The organism is Dawidia cretensis (genome assembly GCF_018598175.1).
Taxonomy (GTDB): Bacteria; Bacteroidota; Bacteroidia; order Cytophagales; family Cyclobacteriaceae; genus Ohtaekwangia; species Ohtaekwangia cretensis.
The window spans coordinates 102,768-115,026 of record NZ_JAHESE010000010.1 but is presented as its reverse complement, the minus strand read 5'-3'; the positions used below and the strand labels follow the sequence as shown (position 1 = coordinate 115,026).

The window sequence follows — 12,259 nt, the reverse complement described above, 5'->3', positions numbered from 1 at the left end:
CTTCGATATTTTTGTGCGCCGCCATGCACGCAAATGAGCGTGTTACGACACGTTAAAGATGCGCCCGAAATGTTCGACGAGACTTGCGGTAATATGTCCTTCGGAGTCGAGGGCGGGATTGAAGATCGAGACACTCATACCGACAATTTTACCGGTGGTAAGCAGGCTTCGTACCAATAGCTCGACTTCGTCGTAGTGCAGGCCGCCCGGTAGCCGGTAATCTACTGCGGGGTTTAGATCGTCCGCCAGTACGTCTGTGTCGTAATGGAGCCAGCAACCTGCGATAGGCAGCGATTGCAAATGACTCGCCACCCATGCGCTCTGCCGGGCGACGCCGTGTTGCCGGAGCGTTGCCAGGTCGATGCAGGTGATGGTGGTTTGACGAATGTCTTGTGAGCCGTAGTGTTGTGTTTCCGTCCAATCGCGTTGTCCTATGTGGATGGCGTGTTGGTCTTGTACATAGGGTTTAAGGTTGTCGATGTTGGTTAGCAGGTCGGGGCCTCTGCCAGTAATAATGGCCATGTCCATGTCGGCAACTTCGCCTGTGGTTGACTTCTCGGGTTCGTAGAAATCAGCGTGCGCATCGAGCGAAACGATGCCATAGGTACCGAGCCGTTTTAATGCCGACATAATGCCCAACAAGATGCTGCAGTCACCCCCCAATACAACGGGAAAATTTTCAGGGATGCATCGCTGTACGGCGGCACCCAATGTTTTCGAAAATTCCCGTAAGGGGAGCGTATTGAGGCAATGTGTTTGCGGATCGCGCTGTTGGCTATAGCGATCGTTTTGTGTGGGTACGTATTGCAGCGGTTGTTTTATTCCAAGCCGTTTTGCTAAGCCGGCCTGTAACAATTGTTCGGCTAGTCGCTCGACACCCGAGGGGCGAAGGCCCAGAATCGATGGTGCCGCGAGAATTGTCATATCGTTGTGCTGTGGCCTCATATCGCAACAACAACGTAAAAGGCTGTGCCTGGTGGTTATCGTTCATAAACAACTTACCTTTGTTGTGTACGACACGCTCATGAATCACAATATATTGGAAGTCTGGCTGCGGGGCCCGATTGACGGCATTCCGCCACATCTTCAACCTGTGGCACATGCTTTGTTGCAGGCGCGCGAAGAGGTGGAATCATGGATGACTGATTTTCCGGATGACGCCCTGTGGCTTCAGCCTGCATCGGTGGCTTCGGTCGGGTTTCATTTGCAACATTTAAGTGGCGTGCTCAGCCGGCTTTTTACCTATGCGCGGGGCGAAGTACTTTCCGATAAACAACTGGAAGCGTTGGAAGGCGAAGGCCGGCCATTTGAAGGATGCACCGTGGCCTTGCTACTCACAAAATTTCGAGAGCAGGTGGATGTTTGTCTGGAGCAGTTGCGCCAAACCGATGAGCGCACGTTGCTGGAAAGCCGTGGGGTGGGTCGTAAACAAATACCGTCGACTGTGCTTGGCCTGCTCGTACATGCCGCGGAGCATACACAGCGTCATGCCGGGCAGTTACATGTTACGATGCGGGTGGTGAAAGATGCGCGGGCGTCGGGGAGGTTGTAATCGCTAAGGGTGTACCTGCGTGGCGACGGAGTCTCGCTTGTTCTCGGGGGTATTGATCTTCTTCATATTTTTCCGGATATTCTGCCTGACGGATCGCGGCATATATTTTTTCCGGCCGGGTTGCGGACAATCCCATTCTTCGACCGACACACTGCTGATTACGCGTACGGAACTTTTGTTCCCATCCCGCGCCGAGCGGGCTTTAGGATCGTCATCGGCCTTGGCAGAAAGCGTTTGATCGGAATTCAGAAAGCGTTTGTGAATCACAGAGCGTTTGACCTTGACGGCCTTGGGCTCGGGACAAGGAATTCTTCCCGATTGACAGGCAGTAAGCAGGACCAGCGATAAGCATAGTAGCGCGCGCATATACCGGAAAATTTTAACAGCGATCCGAACGACAAAGATCAGGGAATATACGCAACGAACGGCTCACTTCCAATATTCTATACCAGAGTTAGCGATTGATGCGGATTTACAGGGTAAATTGCTGCTTTACGGGTGTATAAAATTTTTTGGATGCAGAAGTTTTGGAACAGTATAGGCATTGCCCTTGGTGGATTACTGGTAGTACTCATTTTATATTTGAACATTACGCTGTACTATCAGCCGGTTGTCGACATGCGGGATGGACATGTGCAATACGATGATCTGCTGCAGGAGCTTCGGGGTTTGAAGCAGTCCCTGGACGACGGTGCGGCCGATGATATGCAGGAGTTATACCCGGAAGGATATGTTTTTATGAATGCCTTGTATGGACTGGCATGGGCAGATGTAGCCCGGCAGACGGATGCGGGCGACGCCTTATACCGCGAAGCATTCCAGGAAGTTGAACGATCGTGTGACTATCTTGGGTCGGAGACCGCACGAGAGATCTTTGACGAATTTCTTCCGCTGTCGTACGGAGCTTTTTACCAGGGTTGGTATAACTATGTTGTTGGTCGAAAACTGTTGTTGCAGGCTCCCTCGAAGCGGTCGCCCAGCGAAGTAGCAGCCTTTCGGGGGCGGTGTCAAGATATTGCACAGGCCATTCAATCAGATAAAACGCCGTATCCACCATCGTATCGATTTGGCGCCTGGCCGGCCGATGTCATAGTGGGAGTAGCCTCGTTGTCGCTGCATGATAAACTCTTCAAACCGCATTATCAAAATGTCATCGATGCATGGATCAAGCGAGTGCGCGCGCAATTGGATGGCCACGGATTGATTCCGCATGAAGTTGACCCCGTCACGGGCGCGATGAGAGAGGGCGCGCGCGGTTCGTCGCAAAGTTTGATGCTTTCCTTTCTGCCAGAGATCGATTCGGCCTTTGCCCGCGAGCAGTTCGAGCGTTACCGCGCGCTGTTCATCGCGCATCGATTTGGCTTGCCCTGTATACGCGAGTATCCGGCCGGAACAGTTGGCTTCGGCGACATCGATTCGGGGCCGGTGATCTTACACGCAGGAGCAGCAGCTTCGTTGGCAGGCTTACGCACGTTGGCACTTTATCATGAGCAACAAGATTATGTCGGTTTGCGAAACAGCATCGAGGCTTTTGGTGTACCGATGACCCACGATGGAAAGAAACGGTATCTTTTTGGACAGTTGCCGATGGCCGATGCGTTCATCGCGTGGGGGCATGCCGCCGCCAGTTCTTCCGCGAAAGCGTCTGGCGCATGGAAATTAAAATTTCATATCTATAGCGGATTGCTGGTGTTGCTGGTGGCCGGAACGTGGATGTATTTCCGGAAACGACGCGCAAAAAGATCTGAATAGGCATGCTTTTTTAACTTTTGGCTGTTCACAATCCCCAAGCTTATGGTAGTTTACAGAGACGGTCTTCCGATTGATTACATCGACGCCGGTGCCGGAGAGGTTACTTTATTCTTCGTGCACGGCTCCAGCATTGACAAGTTATACTGGGAGGAACAGGTCACGCATTTTAAACAACATTATCGCGTGATCGCGATCGACCTGCCGGGACATGGGCAGTCGGGAAAAGATCGTCGGGAGTGGACGATACAAGCGTTTGCTGCCGATGTGAACGCGGTCATCCAGGAATTAAACCTTAGCAAGGTCATCTTGATTGGCCACTCGATGGGATCTGATGTTATTCTGGAAGCGTCCGCGTTCAATCCGGCAGCGGTATTGGGACTTGTTGTGATCGATGCACTGAAGCAGGCCGGTTCCGAAATGCCGGAGGAGGTAACGCAGCAGGTCAGCAGTATTCTGCAAAATCTCCAGGCAGACTTTGGTAACACGGTAGAGTCGTACGCCAAACAAGGATTATTAACCCACGATACGGATATCGGCATTGTTGACATGGTTACCAACGATTACCGTACGGCATACCCGCCGATGGTGATTGGCTCGTTACCGTCGATCTTTGGCTTTGCTGCACGCGAGCGGGAGCTGTTGGAACAGCTCCGGTGGAAATTATATTTGATCAACGTAGACTACATTCCTACGGACGAAAGCCTGTTGAGCAAACATGCCAACGCCGGTTATGAGCTGACGGTACTTCACGGAACCTGTCATTTTCCGATGCTGGAGCTTCCGGTAGCGCTCAATCAGGCGTTAGAGAAAGTCTTTCACAAGATTGAAAATCCCGAAAAGTTCGAGGGATTGTCAGTCGAACGGTTCCTGAATAGTTAGGAACTAACGGACCGGTTGTCCCTTCGGTCAGCTGTTCGCGCCGGGTGTGACCGGCATCAATACAGCACAATGGCGACCAATGCTGTCCAGGTAATTACTTCGATGATCAGCTCGTGGTGGTTGATGTTATTCTCGGTTTCCATAGCTTCAAACTTTGTCTTATACCATCCCTTAGTAAATGTATGCCTACATCGAACAGGTATTTAATGCGTATTTGAGGCCGTGTACGGGCTTATTGGGGATATTTCTGTGTAAATGTATGGACAGGAGAAGAGTGCTACGCAAGCGTCGCTTATATGCGTTGATGGAGATTGGTGATCAGGAAGACAAAGGTGGAGGAGGAGAAAGGGAGAACGGAGGGTGACGGGTAACGTGTTTAAATAGCGAAGGCAGCATAGTTGTCTATGCTGCCTTCAACTGAATTACTTGCTGCTTTTTTTAGCGGCTTTCTTCGCAGTTTTCTTAGCGGCCTTCTTAGGAGCGGCTTTCTTAGCGGCTTTCTTAGGAGCAGCTTTCTTCGCTACTTTCTTTGCTGTTTTTTTAGCTGATTTTGCCATAGCTATAAAATTTAATTTGTTTGAGCCGCTAAAATATAATTACAAATTATTATTTCCAATTTATCACGACAAAAACAACTCAATTCGCTTGCATTAACCAGGCTTAAGCATGTATTATTTGCGATCGATTATTCATATTTCAATGAGTCCACCGGGTTTGTACGTGCTGTCTTCCAGGAATGAAACGCAACCGTGAGGAACGAGAAGGCTATGGCAAAGATGGTCACGACAACAAACAGCGCATAGTCCGGTGGCATCTGATAGGCAAAGTTGCCCAGCCACTGCGTAACGACATACCAGGCGACAGGTATGATCAACCCCGACGCCAGCAAGACAAGATACATCACATCTTTGTACAACATGTAGATGATATGCGGTACCGAGGCGCCATGCACTTTGCGTATGCCGATCTCTTTTGTGCGCTGCGCCGCCGTGAACGCCGACAGACCCAGCAGCCCCAGCAGGGAGATGAAAATACAGATGTAAGATAAAGTCGATACTAGCTTGTACTGAATCTCGTCCGCGCGGTACTGTTCGTTGAAACGTTGATCGAGAAAGAAGTATTCATAGGGGTGGTTGGGATCAATCTGCGACCACTTTTGCCGGATATAGTCCATGGTCTCGGGCAGATCTTCACTTCGCACACGCAGGTGTAGGAAGCCACCGCTGTCACGTCCTCGTGCTATCAAAAGCGGCTCTACGGCGTTGTGCAGGGAGTTATAGTTAAAGTCTTTGACGACGCCAACCACTTGTTTGTCCTCGTTGTCGTGGAAGAACTTGACCTTTTTACCGACTGCGCTGTTACCCCAGCCCATCAGTTTCGCGGCGGCTTCGTTCACTAAGAAAGAATGCCCCTCATCGGCGAGGCCCGGTTGGAAATCGCGGCCGTCGAGTAACGTCAGACCCATGGTCTTGAGGTAATCGTCGCCCACAAACATCAGTGTGAAGGCCTGCTGCTTCATGCCGCTTTCGCTTTCCGCCCACATTACGGGCTGTCCATCGACATTCATACCCAATACATGGTAGGCCGTAGTGGCCTGTGTGATCGTAGGTCGTTGCAGGAATTCATGTTTAATGCCTTCGATCTGGTTTTGCACCAACGTGTCGTTGATTGGCAGCACCACGACGTTGTCTTTCGTAAAGCCCAGCTCTTTGTTACGCACATACCGGATCTGCCGTTGCATGAAGAGTGTGCATACCACCACGAAGATGGAGATGCCGAATTGTGTTGTGATTAACACTTTTCGGAGCACCAGGCTTGATTTGCGGTGTTTATAGGAGCCCTTCAGCGCCTGCAGCGTAGGAATGGCAGGCAGATAGAAGGCCGGATATAGGCCCGAGACGATGCCGATCAATACTGTTAGCCCTACCGTTCCGAATAGCAACACCGGGTTGTGCACAAAGTCGAGCGCAAGATTTTTGCCGATCAGGGCGTTGAAGGAAGTGGCGTAAATGACCATGGCAGCAATGAACAGTGCCAGGATCGAGGCAATGATGGATAGAAAAACAGATTCACCCAGGAAGGATGCTACCAATTGCAGTTTGCCCGAGCCCAGCGTCTTCTTCATCGCGATCTCCGCAGCCCGGTTTACCGACTTGGCGGTAGAGAGGTTCATATAATTAATGCAGGCGAGCAGAATGATGAAGATGCCGATTCCGCTAAAGGCGTAGAGATAGGCCATGTTGCCTTGCGGCTCGTCGGAAGTCAGACCGGAATGAAAATGAATCTGGTCGAGACGTTCCAGGATCGGTTCGTATTTACCGCCCACCTGGTCGCCAAAGGATTTGAAGTATTTATCGAAGATGGCAGGAAACTTACTATAAAATGCCTGTGGTTCGTAGTCTTCGGGCATGAGCAGGTACAGGTACACATCCGGATTCCAGAATGCTTCCGATTTGATCTGGCCGTTCTCACGCACCCATTCGCGGTCGGAAAGTTGGGAGAGAAGTATATCGAACGACAGGTGTGTGTTTGATGGCAGGTCCTGAATGACGCCGGTTACCTTATACGCCGTGTTGTCGATGAGCAACGTTTTATCCAGTGCGGGCTCATCGCCGAAATATCGTTTCGCGGTAGACTGTGTCAGTACGAGTGTATTGAGGTCGACCAGGCAGGTCTTGGGATCGCCGGCCAGAAATGTATGCGAGAACACCTGGAAGTAGTTGGAGTCGGTGCGTACGATGTTCTCTTCATAAAAGGCACGTTCTTCACCGGTGCGCGGTTCATATTTTACCAGCGTGTGGTCCCAACTATTTGCCCGCACGGCGGCTTGCACTTCGGGTAATTCTGCTTGTAATACATTTCCCAGCTCACGCGCAGAACGGGCCACCCGAATGTCAATGCCGGTGGCGCTTAAGTGGCCGCCCAGCCGATAGATGCGTTTGTGGTGTACATGGTACTGATCGTAGGTCAGATCGTTCTGTAAGATTAGCAGCAGTATAATGCTGACGGCAATGCCCAGCGCAAGGCCGAGGATGTTGAGTGTAGCGAAGAATTTGTCCTTGAGAAAGACGCGCGTGGAAAATCGCAGGTAATTTTTAAACATAGGGTAAAGGGTTTGATATAAAAGGCCCCTAACCCTGCTCAAGCAGCGTGCCGGATGTATAAAGATGCGATTTTTACGCTGTGAGCACGTTTTTTGTCAGTCCTGTAGCAGATGTATTGATCATTTTCGAACACTTTATCGTGCGGAAGCGCGAAGATCAGGAGTGCTGCACCACACGTTTTTCGTATTCGTCAGCATAACGGCTGGCCTGTATCGGCTGATGAATGGCTTCGGCGTATACGTGGGTAAAGGCGGCGCCGTAGTACATCATCAAGGCTGAGTAGAAGATAAATAATAATAAGAGTGCAATGGAGGCGGAGGCGCCGAAGAGCGTTTGCAAATTACTTTCCACCAGCAGCTTTCCCAGGATGATCTTGCCGATGCTAAACAACACGGCGGTAAGCAGACCACCGGCCAACGCCACTTTCCATTTTACGCGCGCTTCGGGTAAGATTTTGAAGACGCCTGTAAACCACGCGGTGACGACCAATAGCGAAAACAGGATATTCATGAATCGTATCCAGGCCGTGTTGACGTCGGGAAAATGTTCGCGGATTACGGCAACCGAGGCGTCTAACAGCAGGGCTACCAGAAACAATAGCCCGAGGAAGAGCAGCATACCGATACCAATCATTCGCTCTTTGATGCCATATTGAATCCGTACCGACGATTTCCGGCGGATATACCACAGCTGGTGTATCGCCTTGCGGATAATGCCGAGCAGGGTCGTGGCAACAAAGAGCAAGAAGATAAACCCTCCAATGGTAATCCAGGCGCTCTCGGTCACAGCCATAAAGTTGTGCACGATCTTCTCAATCTCTTCGGTAGCATAAGGGCCGACGGTGGTTTGTAGCTTTTCAAAAAGCTGTTTCCGGATTTGCTCTGACTTAAAATAAAGACTAAAGACGCTCACCAGGATCACGATGATCGGCGACAGCGAGAAGGTGGCGAAGAACGCGGTGGAAGAAGCCAGAATGAGTGGGTCATTGCGGCGCAGCAGGGTATAGGCCTTGCGCAGCGAAGTTATGAATGAACGGAAAGATGATGTTCGGTTCTTCTCCACCGCGGCAAGATACTACATCCGCTGCACACGCGGGCCCTTTTCTACAGCGACTTGACGAGCTTGAAAGGAAAAAGCAGGATTGCGCCGATGAGCTTAAACACCAGGTCGATGCTCAGGCCGACGATCTTAAACGGCAAGAGCAACAACCAGACGATCGGGAACAATACGATCATAACCAGGGCCAGCGGCCAGCACAGCACAAAGAGTAGGCACCATAAGATGAGGGCGAGGAGTGTTTTCACGGCAGTAGTCGTTTGCAGCGTGTAAAACAAAATTATGGCCAGGTTTAAAAAGGCGTTTTAGCGCCCTCCAGCCATGTTCGACGGGGGATGTATATCCGGAAATGTACAGCGTGCTGAACGGTTTTGATCATGCCGATGGTGGGTAACGGCGGGTTGAATAAAGTTTGAAGGCGGTGTTTGTCCGGTTCGGAACTTTGGTCGCGATGTATTATCTTTTCTCCTGGCGGGCAAATTCCAGGAGAAATGTAGCGGTGTGCGTCGTGTGCCAGTGGTTTGTATATGACGTGTAGATGAAGAAAAGTGTGGTTTGCTGACGGTCGCGACAGCGGGCTGTACGGCCTGTGCACGGCCAGTACGTTGTTCCCGCCTGACGCCGTTGTAACGTGTTGACGGGCTCTATTTTCAGACAGCGGGCATTTCTGAGTTCTTGCCCTTGTAAGTTTTTGGGTCGTTGCGCTGCATTTAGTTGGCTGCAGTTGACAAACTTCGCACCTCATGATTCCTGTTGGAAACTGGGTTGATATATCCTATGAAAGAAACCTTTGTCGTAGTTCGTTGCATTCTCCTCGTTGTTGTAGTATCATTTGCTTTCGTCCCCTCGGGGATGGCCCAGGACGCCGCTAAGCTTGCCGAGCGCGAGCAGCAGTTGGCCAGTGCTGCGAAAGGTAACAGGTCAGCCGAAGCCGCCGGGCAAGCCTATGCCATTGCGGCGTTGTACGAAGACGCCGGCAAGCTTGACAAAGCGGCCACCTACCTGGCACAAAGCCTGAGCTATAGCAAGAAGGCGTCCAGCGTCGAAGGACAATACCGGGCCTACCACCAGCTTGGGCGCATATACAGTACGTTAAGGAGCTACAGCAAGGCAGCGGATAATTTTCAGAGTGCTACCAAAGCTGCGCACGCGCTGCAGAACAAAGCATTTGAGACAGAGAGTCTGATACAATATGCCATGGCGCAGGCAGCCCTCGACCGGCCGAAGCGTTCCATCGAGCCGCTCACGGAAGCACTCGCGTTGGCACTCGAGCGGAGCGACATCGAAGCGCAGGCCAAATGTTACTCGTTGCTGGCGACATACTATAAAGCCCTTGGCGACGAAAAGAAGGCCACCGAATACCTGGCCCATTATAACGCCATCATTCTCGGGCAGAAGAATGCAAAAGAAATTCGCGAGCTAACACGTGAGGGTAAAAAAAGCCAACAGCTGAATGCACGCAAGATGGAAGAGCTGAAGGCGCAGATCGACCAGGTGGAGTCGGAAAAGAAGCTCACCGAGTCCGAGCTGCTGGAACAGCGCATGAAGCTGCAGCAAACAGAGGACTCGCTGCGCATCGTGGAAGAGATCAGCCTGAAGCGGCAGCTGGAGATTGACCTGTTAAACAAAGACAAGGAACTGGCGAGTGCCAAAATCCGTGAGCAAAACGCGCTGATCGAGAAGGAGGCCTTGTTCCGAAGCTCGGTCATCGTCGGCATTTTGCTGGTGGGGGCATTGGCGATCGTGCTGATCGTTGGCTATCGCCGCAAGATTCGCGTGAACAAGCGGCTGCATCAGCAGAATGAGAACATCAAGAGCAGTATCAATTATGCCAAGCGCATTCAGGAAGCCATGCTGCCCCGCAAGGATCAGCAAAGCAAGATCGGCGACTCCTTTGTACTGTTTAAACCACGTGATGTCGTTAGCGGCGACTTCTATTGGTTTTCCGATGTGCCCAATGGGCATGACGACCCGGCCCATAATGATATAGCATTTGCCGCGGTAGATTGCACCGGCCATGGTGTGCCGGGCGCTTTCATGTCGATGATCGGCATCAACGCTCTGAACGGTATCGTCAACCGGGGTGTGACGGAAACCAATGCCATTCTCGATGCACTGCACAAAGAGATTCGTACTGCGCTGCGCCAGGAAGTAACGGGCAACAACGACGGTATGGATGCCGCGTTGTGCATCTATCGCCGGGAGAAAAAGATATTGGAATTTTCGGGGGCCAAGAACCCGTTGATCTATATTCAGAACAATACCCTGCACCAGGTAAAGGGCGACATTCACCCCATTGGCGGTAGTAAGACGAAGCCGACCTTGTCGTTTAAGAAACAGGAGATCCTGGTCGACGTACCCACCACGGTATACCTTTTCTCCGACGGCTACCGCGACCAGTTTGGCGGCAAGGAGAACATGAAGTTTATGTCGAAGCGCTTCAGCAAGCTGTTGTTGGACATCCATGCATTGCCTATGACGGAGCAGCACGCCATCCTGGACAAGACCATTGAAGAGTGGATGAACGGCCGCGGTCAGACCGATGACATCCTGGTCATGGCCATCCGGTTGGGCGGCGCATAACGCCCGATACATACTACCCAAAAGGGGTATACACCGGCAGATCGATACTTGCTAACGGGGTGGCAACTGTAAAAAGAGGCCTTGTGGGTGTAGAGGGAGTAGGAATTATCGCGGGGAGTTGTTTATATTTCGTTCCCTAGACCCTCTATATGTGAAGACCCGCCTGACCCTGGTTCTGTGCTTCTTGTGCTTGCTGGTAATCGTGAGCGTTAACACGGCCTCGCCATACGACTCCGTTCCTTCCTCGGGTAATCAGTCAAACGTCTTTACTCCCTTTGTACAAGATTCCACCCGGCAGCTCTCGCGCTTCCTGGAAAAGAGCCGGGCCGAAACCCGCGAGCAGCAGACCTTGCTGGACCGGCAGCGGTATTTTACCGTGCTGGCAGGTGTCATTACCTTGCTAATGGCCGTGCTGGCAGCGATAAATTACCGCTCATTCAAACGCGAGAAGCGGTTGAATCAGAACGTCGCCGAGCAGAAAGAAGAGATCAGAATACAGGCAGAAGAGCTCACGGCGAACAATGCCATGCTTACCCGCCTCAACAACGAAATTGCCGAACAGAAGGAAGAGATCACGCAGATCAATCAGCAACAAGAGGAGACCATACAACTGCGCACCGCCGAGCTGACCCAAGCCTATAAAGAGCTCGATACTTTCTTTTATCGTGCCTCGCACGACTTTCGTCGTCCTGTGACCACCTTCCTGGGCCTGGTGCAGGTAGCCCGCATCACTGTAAAAGATCCCTCCGTGCTTGAGCTGTTTGAACGCGTGCAGCAGACGGCTCACCACCTTGACCGGATGTTGGTGAAGCTGCAATCGATCAGCGACGTGGGGCTGCAACGGCTGCAGTTTACCGAGATCGACGTGCACGATCTGCTGCACGGTGTATTCAAAACCTTTAAGGATGACCTGGCCCAGGCGCAGATCGACTTTCGTGTAACGGTAGGGGTAACATCGTTTTATTCCTATCCATCACTGGTGACGGTCATTCTGGGTAACCTGATTGAAAACTGTATCAATTTCCGTCGTCCGGACCGGCCCAACATACACGTGCGGGTGTACCGGCAGGCAGATGATATTGTGTTGGAGGTAGGCGACAACGGACAGGGCATACACCCGCGCTATCACAACGGCATATTCGACATGTATTTTCGCAGTAACGAAAACTCGAAGGGCAATGGCCTGGGATTGTACATTGTGAAGAAAGCCGTGCAAAAGCTGCACGGTACCATCGCCTTTACCAGTGTGCCGTACGAAGGCTCCGTCTTTTATGTAAAGCTACCCAACCTGCCGCCGGCAGAAGAAGCATAGGCCTTCTGCTACAGCCGTTTG

At 51.6% G+C, this 12,259-nt stretch carries 11 protein-coding genes; 5 read left to right on the top strand and 6 right to left on the bottom strand.

The annotated features are described in order from the left end of the window. Positions 1-42: 42 nt before the first annotated feature. Positions 43-924 carry an arginase family protein gene (locus KK062_RS12470; protein WP_254084630.1) on the bottom strand — a complete coding sequence of 294 codons (882 nt, stop codon included), beginning with the start codon at positions 922-924 and terminating at the stop codon, positions 43-45. Positions 925-1,024: 100 nt separating this feature from the next. Here KK062_RS12470 and KK062_RS12465 point away from each other — a divergent pair, with 100 nt between their 5' ends. Beyond that, entirely contained in the window at positions 1,025-1,552 is a 528-nt protein-coding gene (locus KK062_RS12465; protein WP_254084629.1) for a DinB family protein, read from the top strand. Between the two features lie 3 nt (positions 1,553-1,555). On the opposite strand, the gene KK062_RS12460 is transcribed toward KK062_RS12465, so the two are convergent. After that, positions 1,556-1,918: a hypothetical protein gene (locus tag KK062_RS12460; RefSeq protein WP_254084628.1), complete on the bottom strand. Its 363-nt coding sequence runs from the start codon at positions 1,916-1,918 to the stop codon at positions 1,556-1,558. A gap of 150 nt (positions 1,919-2,068) precedes the next feature. Here KK062_RS12460 and KK062_RS12455 point away from each other — a divergent pair, with 150 nt between their 5' ends. Both KK062_RS12455 and KK062_RS12450 read left to right on the top strand, forming a co-directional pair. After that, positions 2,069-3,304 carry a hypothetical protein gene (locus KK062_RS12455; RefSeq protein ID WP_254084627.1) on the top strand — a complete coding sequence of 412 codons (1,236 nt, stop codon included), beginning with the start codon at positions 2,069-2,071 and terminating at the stop codon, positions 3,302-3,304. A gap of 42 nt (positions 3,305-3,346) precedes the next feature. Continuing rightward, positions 3,347-4,183, top strand: a complete 837-nt coding sequence (locus KK062_RS12450) for an alpha/beta fold hydrolase (protein WP_254084626.1) — start codon at positions 3,347-3,349, stop codon at positions 4,181-4,183. Between the two features lie 422 nt (positions 4,184-4,605). Here the strand turns inward: KK062_RS12450 and KK062_RS30745 are convergent, their stop codons facing one another. From KK062_RS30745 to KK062_RS12435, 4 genes are all read right to left on the bottom strand, one after another. Further along, complete coding sequence (locus KK062_RS30745; protein WP_262898807.1) at positions 4,606-4,740, bottom strand: hypothetical protein; 135 nt, start codon at positions 4,738-4,740, stop codon at positions 4,606-4,608. Positions 4,741-4,868: 128 nt separating this feature from the next. Continuing rightward, entirely contained in the window at positions 4,869-7,286 is a 2,418-nt protein-coding gene (locus tag KK062_RS12445) for an ABC transporter permease (RefSeq protein WP_254084625.1), read from the bottom strand. 157 nt (positions 7,287-7,443) lie between these two features. Further along, a complete protein-coding gene (locus KK062_RS12440) occupies positions 7,444-8,349 on the bottom strand; it encodes a YihY/virulence factor BrkB family protein (protein ID WP_254084624.1) in 906 nt (301 codons plus the stop codon). A gap of 41 nt (positions 8,350-8,390) precedes the next feature. Then, on the bottom strand, positions 8,391-8,591 hold the full coding sequence (locus KK062_RS12435; protein WP_254084623.1) for a hypothetical protein: 201 nt from the start codon (positions 8,589-8,591) through the stop codon (positions 8,391-8,393). A 529-nt stretch (positions 8,592-9,120) separates the two neighbouring features. On the opposite strand from KK062_RS12435, the gene KK062_RS12430 reads away from it, so the two are divergent. Together KK062_RS12430 and KK062_RS30930 are read left to right on the top strand one after the other, a co-directional pair. Continuing rightward, positions 9,121-10,926, top strand: coding sequence for a SpoIIE family protein phosphatase (locus KK062_RS12430; protein WP_254084622.1), 1,806 nt, complete (start codon positions 9,121-9,123; stop codon positions 10,924-10,926). 151 nt (positions 10,927-11,077) lie between these two features. After that, positions 11,078-12,238 carry a sensor histidine kinase gene (locus KK062_RS30930; RefSeq protein ID WP_254084621.1) on the top strand — a complete coding sequence of 387 codons (1,161 nt, stop codon included), beginning with the start codon at positions 11,078-11,080 and terminating at the stop codon, positions 12,236-12,238. The last annotated feature ends 21 nt before the right edge of the window (positions 12,239-12,259 follow it).

Excerpts from the sequence above, each read along its gene's own strand:
- KK062_RS12470 (WP_254084630.1), bottom strand. The coding sequence starts at position 924 with ATGACAATTCTCGCGGCACCATCGATTCTGGGCCTTCGCCCCTCGGGT.
- KK062_RS12465 (WP_254084629.1), top strand. The coding sequence starts at position 1,025 with ATGAATCACAATATATTGGAAGTCTGGCTGCGGGGCCCGATTGACGGC.
- KK062_RS12460 (WP_254084628.1), bottom strand. The coding sequence starts at position 1,918 with ATGCGCGCGCTACTATGCTTATCGCTGGTCCTGCTTACTGCCTGTCAA.
- KK062_RS12455 (WP_254084627.1), top strand. The coding sequence starts at position 2,069 with ATGCAGAAGTTTTGGAACAGTATAGGCATTGCCCTTGGTGGATTACTG.
- KK062_RS12450 (WP_254084626.1), top strand. The coding sequence starts at position 3,347 with ATGGTAGTTTACAGAGACGGTCTTCCGATTGATTACATCGACGCCGGT.
- KK062_RS30745 (WP_262898807.1), bottom strand. The coding sequence starts at position 4,740 with ATGGCAAAATCAGCTAAAAAAACAGCAAAGAAAGTAGCGAAGAAAGCT.
- KK062_RS12445 (WP_254084625.1), bottom strand. The coding sequence starts at position 7,286 with ATGTTTAAAAATTACCTGCGATTTTCCACGCGCGTCTTTCTCAAGGAC.
- KK062_RS12430 (WP_254084622.1), top strand. The coding sequence starts at position 9,121 with ATGAAAGAAACCTTTGTCGTAGTTCGTTGCATTCTCCTCGTTGTTGTA.